This is a genomic window from Stenotrophomonas sp. GW821-FHT01H02A, assembly GCF_059422145.1.
The window spans coordinates 289417-307317 of record NZ_JBWKWI010000003.1 but is presented as its reverse complement, the minus strand read 5'-3'; the positions used below and the strand labels follow the sequence as shown (position 1 = coordinate 307317).

Genomic DNA, 17901 nt, shown 5'->3' with positions numbered 1-17901 from the left:
GCCCGCGCCGGCGTCACGCGTCACGCGTCGGCGCAGTGCTCCACGATGAGCTGGATCGCGCCGCCGCCCCGGTAATCATCGCTGACCAGACGGTACGCGATATGGACGTGGTTGGCCGGCGCATTGCCGGTCCAGCCGCTGAAGTGGATGGCACTGACCGGCTCGGCACGACCCGGTACACGCAGGCTCAGCTTGAGATGTTTTTCTTTGAGCACCTGCCAGCGTGCCACCTGGAAGTGGCCATCGAACAGTGGCTCCGGGAAGCCCTGCCCCCATGGCCCGGCCAGGCGCAGCGCTTCGGCATGCGCGAAATCCAGTTCCTGCGGCAGCAGCTCGCCATCGGTCAGCAGCAGCTGTTGCAGCGACAGCGGATCCAGCGTGCGCTCCACCACCTCGACGAACGCCTGCTCGAACGCAGCCAGCTGCGCATGCGGCAGGCTCAATCCGGCGGCCATCGCGTGCCCGCCGAACTTGTCGATCAGGCCCGGGTGCGCTGCATTGACCAGCGCCAGCGCGTCACGGATATGGAACCCGGGAATCGAGCGCGCCGAGCCGCGCAGCGAGTCGCCGCCCGGCTCGGAGGGCGCAAACGCGATCACCGGCCGGTGCAGGCGGTCCTTCATCTTCGAGGCGACCAGGCCGACCACGCCCGGATGCCACTCGGCATCGAACAGGCAGGCAGCGACCGGGCGCACACCCTCGGCGCTCAACACCGCGCGCGACACCGCGAGCTCGGCGTCATCGGTCATCAACTGCTGGACCGCGCGCCGCTCGGCGTTGATCGATTCCAGCATGGTGGCGATCTCGCGCGCCTGGGCGCGATCTTCGGTGAGCAGCAGTTCGATCCCCAGCGCCATGTCTTCCAGCCGGCCGGCCGCGTTCAACCGCGGCCCCAGCGCAAAGCCGATGTCACTGCCGGTCAGCCGCGACGCATCGCGACCGCTGGCCTCGATCAAGGCCTGCAGGCCGACGCAGCCCTTGCCGCTGCGCAGCCGACGCAGGCCGGCCGAGACCAGGGCACGGTTGTTGTCGTCCAGCGCGACCAGATCGGCCACGGTGCCGACCGCGACCAGATCGAGCAGGGTCAGCAGATCCGGCTCCGATGCCGTGGCATACGCGCCCTGCTCGCGCAGGTGACGGCGCAGCGCCATCAATACATAGAAGATCACCCCGACTCCGGCCAGCGCCTTGCTCGGGAACGCATCGCCGCTGATGTTCGGGTCCACGATCGCATCGGCCGGGGGCAGCTGCTCGCCGGGCAGATGGTGATCGGTGACCAGTACCTTCCAGCCCAGTGCCTTGGCCGCGTTGACGCCGGCATGGCAGGCGATCCCGTGGTCGACCGTGACCAGCAGACCGGGATTGAGCGGCGCCAGTTCGGCCACCAGCGAGGGCGACAGCCCATAGCCGTGCAGCATGCGGTTGGGCACGGCGTGCACCACATCGCGCGCGCCCAGCATGCGCAGGCCGCGCACGCCGACCGCACAGGCAGTGGCGCCATCGCAGTCGAAATCGCCGACGATCAGGATGCGTTCGTTATTGGCGATCGCATCGGCGAGCAGCGTTACCGCGGCCTGCATGCTGCCCAGCAGATCCGGCGCATGCAACTGGGCCAGCTTCGGCTGGGCCTGTGCGGCATCGGTGACCCCGCGCGCGGCGTACAGGCGCTGCAGCAAGGGCAACATGGAGGACGGCCACTCGCTGACGGCGGCGGCGGGACGGCGCTGGATACGGGGTACTTCAGACTGGGTCAAAACGGGCTCGATCAATGACGTGCGCGCCCATGATACCGCCCTGCCATCGCTGCCGGCCGCCGGCCGGTCGTCCTTCGGCATGCACTCAGAGGTCGTGCAACTGCACCGGCTTCTTCCAGAAGCGCCAGCGCTGGGTCTTGTCGATCTCCACGCGGGCGCCATCCTCGAAATCCAGCACCAGCCGTTTCAACTCCCCCCGTGCGATCGCCGCCAGCAACGGGCGGATCGCATCATTGCCCAGCTGCTCCAGCGAGCGCAGCTGGCGCAGGTCCACCAGCGCATCCACGGTCTGCTCGCCATCGGCCTGCAGGCCTGCTGCCTTGGCCAGCGCCTGCAGCAGCGCATCGCGGCTGCGGACCTGGGCATGCGCGGTGGTCACGCGTACGGGCAGCTCGCCGCCACCCCAGAACCACAGCGAATTGATCGCGCGCTTGCCCTCGCTCACGCGCTGCTGGTTCCACTCATGTTGGTGCAGTACCACCTGCGCTTCGGTCAGCAGGGCGCGCCAGCGGCGACCGGCATCGCCTTCGGGCAGATGGGCGAACAGATCGTCGCCGAGCACGTCATCCGGCTCGGCAAAGGCTGGCAGGGTCGTGCCCGGCGGCAGGCGCAGGTACCAGCGCGACGGCACCGGGGCATCCAGCACGAAACCGAATCCGGCGAACAACGGTTGCAACGCCGGCAACAGGTGCATGACATCGGCCAGATCGGGACGCAGGGTATCCCCGTGCCCCATCAGGCGAGCGCCATGCATGTCCGGCACCACGTTGGCCGGGTCGGCGCGCAGCCAGACCGCCGCGTCGGCATCGCCGACATCGAGCTGGCGGGTCAGGGCCGCCGCCGACCACGCGTCCGGCTGCGCCTGGAAATGCCGACGCAGCTGGGCGCGTTCGCCCGGCTCGGCGCTGTGGCGCTGCGCACGCCCCAGCGCCCTGGCGACGTCATCGGGCAGCGGCGCCGCCGGGAACCGGCTGCGCGCCGGCAGCAACAACGTCGCCGTGGCCATCGCCGTCAGTCCAGGTACTGGACGCTGACGATTTCGTACTCGCGCTGGCCGGCCGGTGCGTCGATGGTGACCGCATCGCCTTCCAGCTTGCCGATCAAGGCACGGGCCAGCGGCGAGGAAATCGCGATCAGGCCCAGCTTGATGTCTGCTTCCAGGTCGCCAACGATCTGGTAGCGCTTCTCTTCATCGCTCTCCACGTCCGACAGCTCGACGGTGGCGCCGAACACCACCTTGCTGCCGGCGTTGAGCTTGGTGATGTCGATGATCTCGGCATGCGAGAGCTCGCCTTCCAGCTGCTTGATGCGGCCTTCGATGAAGCCCTGCTCTTCGCGTGCGGCGTGATACTCGGCGTTCTCCTTGAGATCGCCGTGCTCACGGGCCTCGGCGATCGCCGCGATGACCTTCGGACGCTTGACCGACTTCAGGTGGTCGAGCTCTTCGCGCAGACGCTGCGCGCCCTTCAGGGTGATCGGTGCTCTCATGCGTTCAACTCCTTGTGCAGTTCCTGCAGCGACCAGACCGGGCCGGTCCCGCGGAATTCCAGTGATTGCACCAGCGCCTTGGCGCCGGCAATGGTGGTCGAGTAGGTGACGCGATGCTGCAGCGCCTCGCGACGGATCGAGAACGAGTCGTTGATCGCCGCGCGACCTTCGGTCGTGTTGACGATGTAGACGATCTCACCGTTCTTGATCGAATCGACGATGTGCGGACGACCTTCGACGACCTTGTTGACGATCTCGCAGTCCATGCCGTGCTGCTGCAGCCACGCGGCGGTGCCGCGGGTGGCCACCAGGGTGTAACCACGCTCCAGCAGGGCCTGGGCAACCGGCAGCACGCGCTTCTTGTCCGGATCACGGACCGACACGAAGGCCTTGCCCAGCGGCGGCGCCTTGATGCCACCGGCTTCCTGCGCACGTGCGAAGGCGGCACTGAAGCTGCGGCCCACGCCCATCACCTCACCGGTGGAGCGCATCTCCGGCCCGAGGATCGGGTCGACGCCCTGGAACTTGGCGAACGGGAAGATCGCTTCCTTGACCGAGTAGTAGCCCGGCACGATTTCCTTGGTCGCGCCCTGCTCGGCCAGCGTCTTGCCGGCCATGCAGCGCGCGGCGATCTTGGCCAGCGGCATGCCGGTGGCCTTGGAGACGAACGGCACGGTGCGCGAGGCACGCGGATTCACTTCCAGCAGGTAGACGATGTCTTCGCCGTTCTCGCCGGCCTGGATCGCGAACTGGGTGTTCATCAGGCCGACCACGTTCAGGGCCTTGGCCAGTTCCACCACCTGGCGGCGCAGTTCGGCCTGGGTTTCGGCGGACAGCGAGTACGGCGGCAGCGAGCACGACGAATCGCCCGAATGCACGCCGGCTTCCTCGATGTGCTCCATCACGCCGCCGATCAGCACGTTGCCGTCCTTGTCGGCAATGATGTCCACGTCCACTTCCACGGCGTTGTCCAGGAAGCGGTCCAGCAGCACCGGCGAATCGTTGGAGACCTTCACCGCGTCGCGGACGTAGCGGGCCAGGTCGGACTCGCCGTAGACGATTTCCATCGCGCGGCCGCCCAGCACGTAGCTCGGGCGTACCACCAGCGGGTAGCCGATCTCGCGGGCCAGCAGCAGCGCTTCCTGGTCGTTGCGGGCGATGCGGTTCGGCGGCTGCTTCAGGCCCAGCTTCTCGACCAGCTGCTGGAAGCGCTCGCGGTCTTCGGCCAGGTCGATGGAGTCCGGCGAGGTGCCGATCACCGGCACGCCGTTGGCTTCCAGCGCGCGCGCCAGCTTCAGCGGGGTCTGGCCGCCGTACTGCACGATCACGCCCTTCGGCTGTTCCAGCTCGACGATCTCCAGCACGTCTTCCAGCGTCAGCGGCTCGAAGTACAGGCGGTCGGAGGTGTCGTAATCGGTGGAGACGGTTTCCGGGTTGCAGTTGACCATGATGGTTTCGAAGCCATCATCGCGCAGGGCCAGCGCGGCGTGCACGCAGCAGTAATCGAACTCGATGCCCTGGCCGATGCGGTTCGGACCGCCGCCCAGGATCATGATCTTGTCGCGGTTGCTCGGCGCCGCTTCGCACTCATCCTCGTAGGTCGAGTACAGGTAGGCGGTGCTGGTGGCGAACTCGGCGGCGCACGAATCCACGCGCTTGTACACCGGGCGCACCTTGTGGGCGCGACGCAGCGCGCGCACGGCCGCTTCGTTGGTGCCGGTCAGTTCGGCCAGGCGGGCGTCGGAGAAACCGGCGCGCTTGAGCTTGCGCAGGCGCGCGGCGTCCAGTGCATCGATGCCGTCGGCGGCCACCTCGGCCTCGGCCTGGATGATCTCTTCGATCTGGTCCAGGAACCACGGGTCGATGTGCGACAGCGCGAACACGTCTTCCACGCTGAAGCCGGCGCGGAACGCATCACCGACGAAGAACAGGCGCTCCGGGCCCGGGGCCTTGAGCTCGCGCTTGATCGTGGTGATGTCGTCTTCGTTGGACAGGTCCAGGCCGGTCGGGTCCAGGCCGATCTTGCCGGTTTCCAGGCCACGCAGTGCCTTCTGCAGCGACTCCTGGAAGGTGCGGCCCATCGCCATCACCTCGCCCACCGACTTCATCTGGGTGGTCAGGCGTGCGTCGGCGGCCGGGAACTTCTCGAAGGCGAAGCGCGGGATCTTGGTGACGACGTAATCGATCGACGGCTCGAACGAGGCCGGGGTCAGGCCGCCGGTGATTTCGTTCTTCAATTCATCCAGGGTGTAGCCCACGGCCAGCTTGGCCGCGACCTTGGCGATCGGGAAGCCGGTGGCCTTGGAGGCCAGCGCCGAGGAACGCGACACGCGCGGGTTCATTTCGATCACCACCACGCGGCCGGTGGTCGGGCTGATGCCGAACTGCACGTTGGAGCCGCCGGTGTCCACGCCGATCTTGCGCAGCACGGCGATGGAGGCATCGCGCAGGCGCTGGTATTCCTTGTCGGTCAGGGTCTGGGCCGGGGCCACGGTGATCGAGTCACCGGTGTGCACGCCCATCGGGTCCAGGTTTTCGATCGAGCAGACGATGATGCAGTTGTCGGCGGTATCGCGCACCACCTCCATCTCGAATTCCTTCCAGCCCAGCACCGACTCTTCCACCAGCACTTCGGTGGTCGGCGACAGTTCCAGGCCGCGGGTCACGATATCGACCAGCTCTTCGCGGTTGTAGGCGATGCCGCCGCCGCTGCCGCCCAGGGTGAAGCTGGGGCGGATGATGGTCGGGTAACCGACGCGGGTCTGGATCTCGATCGCTTCTTCCAGCGTGTGCGCGACCGCGGCGGAGGGGCACTCCAGGCCGATCTCACCCATGGCGACGCGGAACAGCTCGCGGTCTTCGGCCATGCGGATGGCCTCGCGCTTGGCGCCGATCAGCTCGACGTTGTACTTCTCCAGCACGCCGTTGTCGGCCAGGTCCAGCGCGCAGTTCAGCGCGGTCTGGCCACCCATGGTCGGCAGCAGCGCATCGGGCTTCTCCTTGGCGATGATCTTCTCGACCGTCTGCCAGTTGATCGGCTCGATGTACACCGCATCGGCCATCTCCGGGTCGGTCATGATCGTGGCCGGATTGCTGTTGACCAGCACCACGCGGTACCCCTCGTCGCGCAGCGCCTTGCAGGCCTGCGCGCCAGAGTAGTCGAACTCACAGGCCTGGCCGATGACGATCGGGCCGGCACCGATGATGAGGATGGTTTTAAGGTCAGTGCGCTTGGGCATTGTCTTCTCTAAGTCTGGACAGCGAGGCAGATGGGGGTGATCGCACGCTGTCGATCAGGAAATATCGTCGGGGTTCAGCGCGATCCGGCACTGGTCCTGCAGTCCTTTCGCCAGCTGCACGCCGATGTCGTCGGGCAGCTCCGATTCGATGTCGAGCGTGGCGATGAAGCGGGTGTAGGCCGGGCTGCTCAGGAACGCAGCCACCTCGGCGCGCTCCTTCTCACTCAGGTCCACGCTGGCTTCGGCCGCGATGGTTGATGGATTCGCAGCAGCGAAGGCCGAGGAGAGGCTCTTGCCCCCGGGGGTCCCCAGGAAGCGCGACCACTCCGCGATCACCTCGTCGCCGTCGTTGCCGAGGCCGGCGATCACCGAACGACGGAACTGTGCGTCGAGCAGGCTCTTGATCGGCGCATGCGCGCACTGGCGATCGGTCTCCGGCAGCGCATTGAGCGCGGGCACGTTGTCGACCATCAGCTTGGCCATGTCCGTGCCCAGCGTGCCCAGGCCCAGCGACTGGACCACCGCCCGAACCTCCGCATCCGTGGCCGGCGCGGCCTGGACCACGCCGGTGAAGCACAACAGCGACAGCAGCAGCACGGGGCTGCGCATCACGCCTTGGCCTCGGCCATCAGGGTCACGAAGCGGTCGAACAGCGGACCGACGTCATGCGGGCCCGGCGAGGCTTCCGGATGGCCCTGGAACGAGAACGCCGGCACGTCGGTGCGGGCGATGCCCTGGTTGGTGCCGTCGAACAGCGAACGGTGGGTCACCCGCAGGGTCGCCGGCAGCGAGGCTTCATCCACCGCGAAGCCATGGTTCTGCGAGGTGATCATGACGCGGCCACCGTCCAGGTCCTGGACCGGGTGGTTGGCGCCGTGATGGCCGTGGCCCATCTTGACCGTCTTCGCACCGGAGGCCAGCGCCAGCAGCTGGTGGCCCAGGCAGATGCCGAAGGTCGGCACCTTCTTCTCGAGGAAGGTCTTGATCGCGGCGATCGCGTAATCGCACGGTTCCGGGTCGCCCGGGCCATTGGAGAGGAACACGCCGTCCGGGTTCATCGCCAGCACTTCGGCGGCCGGGGTCTGCGCCGGCACCACGGTCAGCTCGCAGCCGCGTTCGGCCAGCATGCGCAGGATGTTGAGCTTGGCACCGAAATCATAGGCCACCACCTTGAAGCGCGGCGCGGCGTTGACGAAGGCGTTGCTGTCCAGATCCAGCTGGCCCTCGGTCCAGGTATAGCGCTTGTCGGTGCTGACCACCTTGGCCAGATCCATGCCCTTCAGGCCCGGGAACTTGCGCGCCGCTTCCAGCGCGGTGTCCACGTTCAGGCCCTCGCCGGCCATCAGCGCACCATTCTGGGCGCCGCGCTCGCGCAGGATGCGGGTCAGCTTGCGGGTATCGATGCCGGAGATGGCGACCACGCCGCGCTGGATCAGCCAATCCTGCAGCGACACCTGGCTGCGCCAGTTGCTCGGGCGGCGCGGCACATCGCGCACGATCAGGCCGGCCGACCAGACCTTGGCCGCTTCATCGTCCTGGTCGGTCATGCCGGTGTTGCCGATATGCGGGTAGGTCAGCGTGACCATCTGCCGGGCGTAGGAAGGATCGGTCAACACTTCCTGATAGCCGGTCATGGCGGTGTTGAACACCACCTCACCAACGGACAGGCCGGGCGCGCCTACGGATTCGCCCTCGAATACGGTGCCGTCTTCGAGGACGAGGATTGCGGCTTGGGTCACGGAAATCTCACTTTGGCTACCGAGGGGTCGCCGAAGTCACGCCTGCGCTTCACGAAAAAGCGGCTGCAAAAAAGCGCGGACTGCGGTTCTGGACCGGTCCGGCTGTCGTGATTCGGCGAGCGGGAATTGTAAAGGGAAGCCGGGTGCGACGCCAGCATCCGCGTGCAATTGCCCTGTTCAGGCCGACAGAGGGCATGGCGCCGGTTCAGGCGCCCGCCCTGTCGGCCGGCCTGGCCCCATTCAGACGGCAGGCGGCGGCGTGGCGCCATCCAGCAGGTCGCGGACCCGGTAGCTGCCCGGGGCGCGGCCGGGCAACTGGCTGGCGGCAAACAGCGCGCCACGGGCGAAGATGTCGCGGTTGGTCGCACGGTGGACCAGTTCGATGCGTTCGCCCAGCCCGGTGAACTGGACCAGGTGCTCGCCGACGATGTCGCCGGCACGCAGGCTGGCGTAGTGCGGTTGTGCCCCACCCTTCTCCGCCGCCGCGCCCAGGGTCAGAGCCGTGCCGGACGGCGCGTCCTTCTTCTGGGTATGGTGGGATTCGACGATGTCGCAGTCCCAGCCCGCCAGCGCCGCCGCGGCCCGCTCGACCAGTTCGTCCAGTACCGCAACGCCGAGGCTGAAGTTCGACGCCCAGACCAGCGGAATCCGGCCGGCGGCCTGGATCAGTGCCTGGCGCTGCGCTTCACTGATGCCGGTGGTCCCGGAAACGAAGCCCGCGCCACGCTCCACGCACAGCGCCAGCACCGGATCAAAGCCCTCGGGCAGACTGAAATCGATGGCGACATCGAACTGGGGCGCGCCGGCCAGCTCGCTGCTGGCGAAATGCGGCACGCCCTCCACCACGCGCTGGGCCGGCGAGCGGCGGGTGACCGCAGCCACGACCTGCAGGGCGGGCGTGTCGGCGGCAAGGCGGAGCAGTGCCTGGCCCATGCGGCCGGACGCACCGTGGATGAGCAGACGTAGGGGAGTAGTAGTCATGCGCGCAGGCTAGCCGGTGGTGGCGAGGCTGCACAAGAGGAAATCCACGCACGGCTTGCTAGGCTAGCGGATGGATTTCCCAGGCCATCTCTCCATGCAGCTTTCGCAGCAGCTCGTTCTCGTCACCGGCGGTGCCCGCGGGCTCGGCCAGCACCTGGTCCGCGCCTTCGTCGGCGAAGGCGCACAGGTCGTCATCAACTACCACGCCAGCGCTGATGCCGCGCACGCGCTGGCCGCCGAGCTGGGCAGCGCGACCGTGGCGATCCGGGCCGACGTGACTGACCGCGGGCAGGTGGAGGCATTGTTCGCACAGGCGCGGCAGCACTTCGGCCGAGCCATCACCACGGTGGTCAACAACGCACTGGCGGCGTTCTCGTTCAATGGCGATGCCCGCGACAAGGCTGACGTGATCGGCTGGGAGGCGTTCCAGCAGCAGTTCGAAGGCAGCGTACGCGGTGCCCTGCATACCGTGCAGGCGGCCCTGCCCGGCATGCGCGCGCAGCACTTCGGGCGGGTGATCAACATCGGCACCAACCTGTTCCAGAACCCGGTGGTGCCCTATCACGATTACACGGCGGCCAAGGCCGCACTGCTCTCGCTGACCCGCACCCTGGCCGGCGATCTCGGCCCGGACGGCATCACCGTCAACATGCTTTCCGGCGGCCTGCTGCGCACCACCGATGCCAGCGCCGCCACCCCGGAGGCGGTGTTCGATTACATCGCCGCCAACACGCCGCTGCGCAGTGTCACCACCCCGGCCGAGTTCGCCGATGCGGTGCTGTTCTTCGCCTCGCCGTGGTCACGCGCGGTGACCGGGCAGAACCTGGTGGTGGATGGTGGGCTGGTGCGGGACTGAGCAGCCGCCACGCGTGGCGTGGCTCGATCGGTTCAGTGTTGCTTCGGCGGGGTCGGCCCGCAACTGTCGCAGCCGCCGCACGCGCCGCCACTACCGCTGGCCGGTGGCGCGATCCTGCGGCCCAGCGCCTGCAGCCAGGCGGCGCGCTGCGGCTTGACCAGCCCCAGCGCGATCGCCCCGCGCGCCTTGCGCACGGTGCCCGGGAACTGCTTCTTCATCACCACCCACGCACTGACCAGCACGGCCAGCGCGATCACGGCATATTGGAGCAGCAGGCCGGTATCCATCAGCCGCCGCCCAGTGCCACGGTCACCTGGTAGGTGATCAGCGAGGCGATGTACGCGGCCGCGAACAGGTAGAACGTGGCAAAGCCCATCTGCTTCCACGAGTTGGTCTCGCGCTTGATCGTGGCCAGCGTGGAGATGCACATCGGGGCGTAGATGTACCAGACCAGCAGCGACAGCGCGGTGGCCAGCGACCAGCCGTCACTGATCAGCGGGGTCAGCGCCTGGCTGGCGGCATCGTCATCGGCGGCCGACAAGGCGTACACGGTGGCCAGCGAGGCAACCGCCACTTCACGCGCGGCCAGGCCCGGGATCAGTGCGATGCAGATCTGCCAGTTGAACCCCAGCGGCGCGAAGAACACCGCCATGGCATGCCCGATCTGACCGGCGAAGCTGTAGTCGATCGCCGGCATGGTCGCGTTCTCCGGCGCACCCGGGAACGACAGCAGGAACCACAGCAGGATGGTCAGCGCCAGGATGATGCCGCCCACCCGCTTGAGGAAGATCATGCCGCGCTCGTACAGGCCGACCGCCAGATCGCGCGGATGCGGGATGCGGTAGGACGGCAGTTCCAGCATCAGCGGATGCTCGCTCTTGTCACGGCGCCACTTCTTCATGGTCCAGGACATCAGCAGCGCGCTGACGATGCCGGCCGCATACAACCCGAACAGGACCAGGCCCTGCTGGTTGAACACGCCCCAGATCTGCTTCTGCGGGATGAAGGCGCCGATCAGCAGCGCGTACACCGGCAGCCGTGCCGAACAGGTCATCAACGGCGCGACCAGGATCGTGGCGAGGCGGTCGCGCGGGTCCTGGATGCTGCGGGTGGACATGATGCCCGGCACCGCACAGGCGAAGCTGGACAGCAGCGGGATGAACGAACGCCCGGACAGGCCGGCCGCGGCCATCATGCGGTCCAGCAGGAAGGCGGCCCGCGGCAGGTAGCCGGACTCTTCCAGCGCCAGGATGAACGCGAACAGGATCAGGATCTGCGGCAGGAACACGATCACCCCGCCGACGCCGGCGATGATGCCGTCGGTGAGCAGGCTGTTGAGCGGGCCCTCGGGCAGTGCACCGCCGATCCAGCCCCCCAGCGCGGCCGTACCGGCCTCGATCAGGTCCATGACCGGCGTCGCCCAGGCATACACCGCCTGGAAGATCAGGAACATCACCACGGCCAGGGTCAGCAGCCCGAACACCGGGTGCAGCAGCCAGCGGTCCAGCGCGTCGTCGATCTTCGCCGTGCGCGACGGCATGCTCACCGAGGCGGCGAGGAGGTCGCGCACCTGGGCGTGGTAATCGGTCTCCGCCGCCGGCACCGCCACCGGGGCCTGCAGGTGCGGCACCATCGCATCCAGGCGCTCGACCAGCTTGGCCGCGCCGTTGCGGCGCACCGCCACGGTCTCGACGACCGGTACGCCCAGCGCCTGTTCCAGCGCCGGGACGTCGATCTTGATGCCACGGCGCTCGGCCGCATCGACCATGTTCAGCGCCACGATCATCGGCTTGCCCAGCTCGCGCAGTTCCAGTGCGAAGCGCAGGTGCAGACGCAGGTTGGTCGCGTCGATCACGCACAACAGCACGTCGGGGGCGGCTTCGCCCGGGTAGAAGCCCCGGCACAGGTCACGGGTGATCGCCTCGTCCAGGCTGGCCGGCTGCAGGCTGTAGGCGCCCGGCAGATCGAGCACGGCGAACTCGCGGCCGGAGGGCGCGCGCAGGCGGCCTTCCTTGCGCTCCACGGTCACGCCGGTGTAGTTGGCCACTTTCTGGCGGCTGCCGGTCAGCTGGTTGAACAGCGCGGTCTTGCCGCTGTTCGGGTTGCCGACCAGGGCAATGCGCAGGGCGTTGGTGGCGGCGCTCATGCGCGGGCCTCCTGGGCCTGCAGCGCGGTGACCACGATGCGGGCGGCCTCACTGCGGCGCAGCGCGAAGCGCGTGAACCCGACCTGCACCAGCAGCGGCTCGGCACCCACCGGACCACGGGCTACCAGACGGACCTCTTCCCCTTTGACGAAGCCAAGCTCCTTCAGGCGGCGGGCGATCGCATCGTTTGCGTGTAGTTCCTGCACGGACTCCACCAGGGCGGAGCTGTACAGCGCCAGATCGGACAACGTCACGGAGCGCCTTCTCGATGATAGGAATGGTTATCAATTCTACCATCGCCGCGCCGCGTCATTGCCCGTGACCAACGGCCCGCTATGATCTGTACATGTATGGAGTAAACCCACCCATGAGTGACGCATTACGGATCGAACGCAGCGCCTCGGCGCTGACCCTGTGGCTGAACCGCCCGACCCTGCACAATGCCTTCGACGCCTCGTTGATCGCCCAGCTGACCGCCGCACTGGAGGCGGCCGGACGCGACGACCACGTCCGCGCGGTGGTGCTGGCCGGGGAAGGCGCCTCGTTCTCGGCAGGCGCGGACATGCAGTGGATGCGTGGCATGGCCGCCGCCAGCGAAGAGGACAACCGCCAGGATTCGCTCGCCCTGGCCCGGCTGATGCGGACCCTGGACGAGCTGCCCAAGCCGACCATCGCCCGCGTCCAGGGCGCGGCCTTCGGTGGCGGGGTCGGCCTGGTGGCTTGCTGCGATATCGCCATCGCCAGCACCAGCGCCCGCTTCGGCCTGACCGAGAGCCGGCTGGGCCTGCTGCCGGCGGTGATCTCGCCCTATGTCATTGACGCGATCGGCCCACGCCAGGCCCGCCGCTGGTTCGCCACCGGCGAGCATTTCGACGCCGAGACCGCCCTGCGCATCGGCTTGGTGCACCAGCTGATCGAGCCGGAACGGATCGACGAGGCCGTGGAGCGCCAGCTGGGCCTGCTCGACAAGGCCGGCCCGGTCGCCTCGGCCTCGGCCAAGGACCTGGTCCGCCGGGTCGCGCTGGGCCGCGACCGCGACGCCACCGACCGCGACAACGCGGCCCTGATCGCCCGCCTGCGGGTCTCGGCCGAAGGCCAGGAGGGCCTCGGGGCCTTCCTCGACAAGCGCGCCCCGCATTGGGTCACCCAGGATTGAGGGCGCGCCATCCTCGACAACATCGAAGCGGTCCGCCACCACCCGGGCTGACCGCCCATCGCCGGCGGGATGGCCGCTTTGTCGCCCATCCCGCGTATCCCCCTTTCGTGGCCCGCCGGGGAACGTGGGCCGCCTTCGCCTGACAGGAATCTCCGTGATCTCTATCCCGCCCCGCCCCCTGCTGGTCGTCCGTCGCTCCGTTCGCGGAGGGCAGGCACATGGATGACATCGTCCGCATCGTCGAGGTCGGCCCGCGCGACGGGCTGCAGAACGAAGCCCAGCCGGTCGCCACCGCCGACAAGATCGAACTGATCCGCCAGCTCTCGCTGACCGGGCTGCGCACCATCGAGGCGACCAGCTTCGTCAGCCCGCGCTGGGTGCCGCAGCTGGCCGATGCGGCCGAGGTCTATACCGGCATCGAGCGCCGCCCCGGCATCGCATACCCGGTGCTGGTCCCCAACGAACAGGGTTACGACCGCGCGCGCGCAGTGGGCGTGCAGGAAGTGGCGGTGTTCACGGCCGCTTCGGAAACCTTCAACCGCACCAACACCAATGCCGGCATCGACGAATCGCTGGCCCGCTTCGCGCCGATCCTGGAACGGGCCAAGGCCGACGGGGTCAAGGTGCGCGGCTATGTCTCCACCGTGCTCGGCTGCCCTTACCAGGGCGACGTAGCGGTGAGCGAGGTGGTGCGCGTCGCCCGCGCGCTGCACGAGATGGGCTGTTACGAAATCTCGCTCGGCGACACCATCGGCGTCGGCACCCCGCGCAAGGCCCGCGCCATGCTCAAGGCCGTTGCCAGCGAACTGCCGATGGCCGCGCTGGCCGTGCACTTCCATGACACCTATGGCCAGGCCCTGGCCAATATCGATGCCTGCCTGGAAGAAGGCGTGCGCGTGGTCGATTCGGCAGTCTCCGGCGCGGGTGGCTGCCCGTATGCCAAGGGCGCCAGCGGCAACGTCGCCAGCGAAGACGTGGTCTACATGCTGCATGGCATCGGCATGCACACCGGCATCGACCTGCCGGCGCTGGCCGCCACCGGGCGCTGGCTGGCCGCGCGGCTGGGGCGCGAAACCGGCAGCAAGACCGGAAAGGCCCTGGCGGCGACATGAACCGTGGCGGCCCGCGCAAGGACGCTGCGGTTGGTGATCACCTCACCGCCCACGTCCACGCGCTGGCCGCCCTGGAACGCGCCCTGGCGCAATCGCCAGGCGACCTTCGTGGCCTGCTGGAAGTGGTCCAGCAGGCCCTGCAGGAAGCCATGGACGAGCGCCAGCTGGCGCTGCGCCGGTACGCCGCGTTGTTCGACGCCGTCCCGGACCCGGTCAGCATCCTCAGCGACCGCGGCGTCGTACTCGACCTCAACAAGGCCGGCGTGCGTGCGTACGGCCGCTCCCGCGAGGAGATCATCGGGCAGCCGATCGAACTGTTGAACCCGGACCTGCCGGGCGACCATCTCGATCCGGTCTGGGAAGCGCTGCACCGGGGCGAGACCTATGTCATCGAGGTCACCAACATGCGCGGCGATGGCAGCCGCTTTCCGGTGGAGGTGCATTCGGCGGGCTTCGAGCACCAGGGCGAGCACTGCATCGTGGCGGTGGCGCGCGACCTCAGCAGCCGCTGGCAGGCCGAGTCGCGCTACCGGCTGCTGATGGAATCGATCGACAAGGGCGTGATCCTGTTCGACCGCCAGCTGCGGGTGGTCTCGGCCAACCCGGCCGCGCACCGCATCCTCGGTACCGCCGGCAATGGCGGCAGCCTGCAGGCGATGCTGGCCCCGGAGGACTGGATCAGCGTGGACGAGCATGGCCACCCGCTCACCCGGGACCAGTGGCCGGCCAGTGTCTCGCTGCAGAGCGGGCGGATCGTGCGCAGCACCATCGTCGGCCTGTACCACCGTCCACGCGGCCGCATGATCTGGATCTCCACCACCAACGTGCCGGTATACGGCAATGGACGCGATGCCCCGGACCATGTCTTCGGGCTGTTCAGCGACATCACCGAACTCAAGCGCAACAACACCCTGTTCGACCGCGCGCAGTCGCTGGCGCACATCGGCGGCTGGGAGTGGGATCGTGGCCTGCAGCGGCTGTACCTCACCGACGAAGCGACCCGCATCCTCGGCCAGGCGCTGCCGATGCGCGACATGGCCGAGCTGCTGGAGTGCCTGCGCGTGGACGATCGCGTCCAGCTGCAGCAGGCGCTGCTGGACGTGATCGACAAGCAGGTCCCGTTCGAGCTGGAGCTGCAGGGCCAGCGCAGCGATGGGCATTCGTTCTGGGTCCGCATGATCGGCGAGGCCGAGGCCGGCGATGTCGATGCCGCGCGCATCGCCGGCACCGTGCAGGACATCACCGCGCGCAAGCAGGCCGAAGAGACGCTGCGGATCCAGGCGCGCACCGATCCGCTCACCGGGATCATGAACCGCGATGCGGTGCTCAACGACCTGGCCATGCGCATGGCCAACCCGACCCATTGCCGGGTCGCGGTGCTGTACATCGACCTGGACCGCTTCAAGACCGTCAACGACCTGCTGGGCCACAGCGCCGGTGACGAACTGCTGATCGATGCGACCCGGCGCATCGCCACCGCAATCGGTACCGAGGGCCTGCTGGCCCGCTTCGGCGGCGATGAGTTCCTGGTGGTCTGCGATACCCGTGACCAGGCCGATCAGCCGGAGCGGCTGGCCGATGCGATCACGCGGGCGTTCAGCACCCCGTTCCGCTTCGGTACCGACGAATTCCCGGTGACCACCAGCATCGGCATCGCCCGCGCGCCGCAGGATGGCGTGCGCCCGCAGCAGCTCATCCAGAATGCCGACATCGCCATGTACGACTGCAAGCGGCGCACCCGCAATGGCTGGCAGGTGTTCTCGCCGGAGCTGGCCCAGCGCCAGCACGACCGCCTGCAGATCGAGAGCCGCCTGCACCGCGCGCTGGATGACGATGAGTTCCACCTGGTCTACCAGCCGCAGGTCAGCCTGCACAGTGGCCAGCTGATCGCCGCCGAGGCCCTGATCCGCTGGCGCAACACCCAGCTGGGCGAGCTGCGCCCGGACATCTTCATCAGCCACGCCGAGAGCACCGGCGACATCGTCCGGATCGGCCTGTGGGTGCTGCGCGAGGCCTGCCGCCAGGTGCGCCAGTGGCAGGATGACGGGCTGGGCATCGTGCGGGTGGCGGTCAACGTGTCCTACCGGCAGTTTGTCGGCGAGGACCTGGCCCGGCACGTGCGCGCGGTGCTGGACGAGTTCCATCTGCCCGGCAGCGCGCTGGAACTGGAATTCACCGAACGGGTGCTGATCGAGGACGCCCCGGACACCCTGCGCACCTTCGCGCAGCTGCGGGAGATGGGCGTGCTGCTGACCATCGACGACTTCGGCGAAGGCTACAGCGCGCTGAACTACCTGCGCCGGCTGCCGATCCACGGGCTCAAGCTGAGCCAGCTGTTCGTCGAGGGCGTACCCACCAACCGCTCGGACGTGGCGGTGTGCGAGGCGATCTGCGGGATCGCGCGCAGCCTGGGCCTGGGCCTGGTGGCCGAAGGCATCGAATCGGAAGCACAGCGCCAGTTCCTGACCTCCCTGGGGGTCTCGGTCGGCCAGGGCTTCCTGTTCGCGCCGGGGCTGGCGCCGGACGAGTTCGCCCGGCGGCTGGCGCTGCGCGCGCGGGTCGCGGTGGGCAGTGCACAACGGTGATCGCGGCTGCTTCCGCTAGAATCAGCGGTTCTTGAACCAGCGGGATCGTGCAATGCAGCTGTCTTCTGTCCGCGCCGTCATCACCGGCGGTGTCTCCGGCCTTGGCCTGTCCGTGGCCCAGCACCTGGTCGCCAACGGCGCCAAGGTGGCCCTGTTCGATCTCAATGACGACAAGGGCGCGGCCGCCGTGGCCACGCTTGGCGAAGCCAACGCGCGCTACTACAGCACCAACGTCAGCGACGAAGCCGCCGTGGCCGCGCAGATCGATGCCGCCTGCGACTTCCTGGGCGGGCTGAATGCCGCGATCAACTGCGCCGGCATCCTCGGTGCCGGCCGCGTGCTGGGCAAGGAGGCGCCGATGCCGCTGGCCAATTTCCAGGGCACGGTGATGGTCAACCTGGTCGGCAGCTTCAACGTCGCCAAGGCCGCCGCCAACCGCATGCAGCACAACACCCCGGGCGAGGACGGCGAGCGCGGCGTGATCATCAACACCGCCAGCGTGGCCGCCTACGAAGGCCAGATCGGCCAGGCCGCGTATGCCGCCTCCAAGGGCGGCGTGGTCAGCATGACCCTGCCGATGGCGCGCGAGCTGTCGCGCTTCGGCATCCGCGTCATGACCATCGCCCCGGGCATCTTCTGGACCCCGATGGTCGATGGCATGCCGCCGGCCGTGCAGGAGTCGCTGGCCGCCTCCATTCCGTTCCCGCCCCGCCTGGGCAAGCCGGAGGATTTCGCCAGCCTGGTGGCCTACATCCTGGGCAACACCTATCTCAACGGCGAGACCATCCGCCTTGACGGCGCCGTGCGTCTGGCGCCGAAGTAAGCAAGCACGCAACCCGCTGGGT

The 17901-nt window shown here is 68.2% G+C and carries 15 protein-coding genes; 5 read left to right on the top strand and 10 right to left on the bottom strand.

Features of this window, described 5'->3' with window-relative positions:
* Positions 1-20 precede the first annotated feature (20 nt).
* The 7 genes from recJ to dapB form a co-directional block, all read right to left on the bottom strand.
* Entirely contained in the window at positions 21-1685 is a 1665-nt protein-coding gene (recJ, locus tag AC07WC_RS06965; RefSeq protein WP_495209421.1) for a single-stranded-DNA-specific exonuclease RecJ, read from the bottom strand.
* A 154-nt stretch (positions 1686-1839) separates the two neighbouring features.
* The gene (locus tag AC07WC_RS06960; protein ID WP_495209352.1) at positions 1840-2760 is read right to left on the bottom strand and encodes a phosphoglycerate mutase; all 921 of its coding nucleotides are present in this window, start codon (positions 2758-2760) and stop codon (positions 1840-1842) included.
* Positions 2761-2765: 5 nt separating this feature from the next.
* Positions 2766-3230, bottom strand: coding sequence for a transcription elongation factor GreA (gene greA / locus AC07WC_RS06955; RefSeq protein WP_026069738.1), 465 nt, complete (start codon positions 3228-3230; stop codon positions 2766-2768).
* A gap of 8 nt (positions 3231-3238) precedes the next feature.
* Positions 3239-6481 (bottom strand): carbamoyl-phosphate synthase large subunit, encoded by a 3243-nt coding sequence (gene carB, locus AC07WC_RS06950; RefSeq protein ID WP_495209351.1) that lies wholly within the window; start codon positions 6479-6481, stop codon positions 3239-3241.
* 54 nt (positions 6482-6535) lie between these two features.
* Entirely contained in the window at positions 6536-7090 is a 555-nt protein-coding gene (locus tag AC07WC_RS06945; protein ID WP_495209420.1) for a hypothetical protein, read from the bottom strand.
* Positions 7090-8220, bottom strand: a complete 1131-nt coding sequence (carA, locus tag AC07WC_RS06940) for a glutamine-hydrolyzing carbamoyl-phosphate synthase small subunit (RefSeq protein WP_495209350.1) — start codon at positions 8218-8220, stop codon at positions 7090-7092. The genes AC07WC_RS06945 and carA overlap by 1 nt, the downstream gene beginning before the upstream one ends.
* Positions 8221-8460: 240 nt before the next feature.
* The gene (dapB, locus tag AC07WC_RS06935; protein ID WP_495209349.1) at positions 8461-9201 is read right to left on the bottom strand and encodes a 4-hydroxy-tetrahydrodipicolinate reductase; all 741 of its coding nucleotides are present in this window, start codon (positions 9199-9201) and stop codon (positions 8461-8463) included.
* A gap of 94 nt (positions 9202-9295) precedes the next feature.
* On the opposite strand from dapB, the gene AC07WC_RS06930 reads away from it, so the two are divergent.
* On the top strand, positions 9296-10057 hold the full coding sequence (locus AC07WC_RS06930; RefSeq protein WP_495209348.1) for a 3-oxoacyl-ACP reductase: 762 nt from the start codon (positions 9296-9298) through the stop codon (positions 10055-10057).
* A 32-nt stretch (positions 10058-10089) separates the two neighbouring features.
* Here the strand turns inward: AC07WC_RS06930 and AC07WC_RS06925 are convergent, their stop codons facing one another.
* Genes AC07WC_RS06925 through AC07WC_RS06915 form a run of 3 tightly spaced genes read right to left on the bottom strand, consistent with a single transcriptional unit; the run spans position 10090 to position 12457 of the window.
* Positions 10090-10344, bottom strand: coding sequence for a DUF6587 family protein (locus tag AC07WC_RS06925; protein WP_495209347.1), 255 nt, complete (start codon positions 10342-10344; stop codon positions 10090-10092).
* On the bottom strand, positions 10344-12203 hold the full coding sequence (gene feoB / locus AC07WC_RS06920) for a ferrous iron transporter B (RefSeq protein ID WP_495209346.1): 1860 nt from the start codon (positions 12201-12203) through the stop codon (positions 10344-10346). The genes AC07WC_RS06925 and feoB overlap by 1 nt, the downstream gene beginning before the upstream one ends.
* Positions 12200-12457 carry a FeoA family protein gene (locus tag AC07WC_RS06915; protein ID WP_088434994.1) on the bottom strand — a complete coding sequence of 86 codons (258 nt, stop codon included), beginning with the start codon at positions 12455-12457 and terminating at the stop codon, positions 12200-12202. Before AC07WC_RS06915 ends, feoB begins: the two co-directional genes overlap by 4 nt.
* Before the next feature lie 113 nt (positions 12458-12570).
* Between AC07WC_RS06915 and AC07WC_RS06910 the strand changes: the two genes are divergently transcribed.
* The 4 genes from AC07WC_RS06910 to AC07WC_RS06895 all read left to right on the top strand — a co-directional run bounded on the left by AC07WC_RS06910 (position 12571) and on the right by AC07WC_RS06895 (position 17879).
* Positions 12571-13359 (top strand): enoyl-CoA hydratase-related protein, encoded by a 789-nt coding sequence (locus tag AC07WC_RS06910; RefSeq protein ID WP_495209345.1) that lies wholly within the window; start codon positions 12571-12573, stop codon positions 13357-13359.
* A 218-nt stretch (positions 13360-13577) separates the two neighbouring features.
* A complete protein-coding gene (locus tag AC07WC_RS06905; protein WP_495209344.1) occupies positions 13578-14471 on the top strand; it encodes a hydroxymethylglutaryl-CoA lyase in 894 nt (297 codons plus the stop codon).
* A complete protein-coding gene (locus tag AC07WC_RS06900; protein WP_495209343.1) occupies positions 14468-17056 on the top strand; it encodes a sensor domain-containing protein in 2589 nt (862 codons plus the stop codon). Before AC07WC_RS06905 ends, AC07WC_RS06900 begins: the two co-directional genes overlap by 4 nt.
* Before the next feature lie 52 nt (positions 17057-17108).
* Positions 17109-17879 (top strand): SDR family NAD(P)-dependent oxidoreductase, encoded by a 771-nt coding sequence (locus tag AC07WC_RS06895; RefSeq protein ID WP_495209342.1) that lies wholly within the window; start codon positions 17109-17111, stop codon positions 17877-17879.
* Positions 17880-17901: the final 22 nt, after the last annotated feature.

Excerpts from the sequence above, each read along its gene's own strand:
- feoB (WP_495209346.1), bottom strand. The coding sequence starts at position 12,203 with ATGAGCGCCGCCACCAACGCCCTGCGCATTGCCCTGGTCGGCAACCCG.
- AC07WC_RS06895 (WP_495209342.1), top strand. The coding sequence starts at position 17,109 with ATGCAGCTGTCTTCTGTCCGCGCCGTCATCACCGGCGGTGTCTCCGGC.
- AC07WC_RS06910 (WP_495209345.1), top strand. The coding sequence starts at position 12,571 with ATGAGTGACGCATTACGGATCGAACGCAGCGCCTCGGCGCTGACCCTG.
- recJ (WP_495209421.1), bottom strand. The coding sequence starts at position 1,685 with ATGTTGCCCTTGCTGCAGCGCCTGTACGCCGCGCGCGGGGTCACCGAT.
- AC07WC_RS06945 (WP_495209420.1), bottom strand. The coding sequence starts at position 7,090 with ATGCGCAGCCCCGTGCTGCTGCTGTCGCTGTTGTGCTTCACCGGCGTG.
- AC07WC_RS06905 (WP_495209344.1), top strand. The coding sequence starts at position 13,578 with ATGGATGACATCGTCCGCATCGTCGAGGTCGGCCCGCGCGACGGGCTG.
- carB (WP_495209351.1), bottom strand. The coding sequence starts at position 6,481 with ATGCCCAAGCGCACTGACCTTAAAACCATCCTCATCATCGGTGCCGGC.
- AC07WC_RS06930 (WP_495209348.1), top strand. The coding sequence starts at position 9,296 with ATGCAGCTTTCGCAGCAGCTCGTTCTCGTCACCGGCGGTGCCCGCGGG.
- AC07WC_RS06925 (WP_495209347.1), bottom strand. The coding sequence starts at position 10,344 with ATGGATACCGGCCTGCTGCTCCAATATGCCGTGATCGCGCTGGCCGTG.
- dapB (WP_495209349.1), bottom strand. The coding sequence starts at position 9,201 with ATGACTACTACTCCCCTACGTCTGCTCATCCACGGTGCGTCCGGCCGC.
- AC07WC_RS06900 (WP_495209343.1), top strand. The coding sequence starts at position 14,468 with ATGAACCGTGGCGGCCCGCGCAAGGACGCTGCGGTTGGTGATCACCTC.
- AC07WC_RS06960 (WP_495209352.1), bottom strand. The coding sequence starts at position 2,760 with ATGGCCACGGCGACGTTGTTGCTGCCGGCGCGCAGCCGGTTCCCGGCG.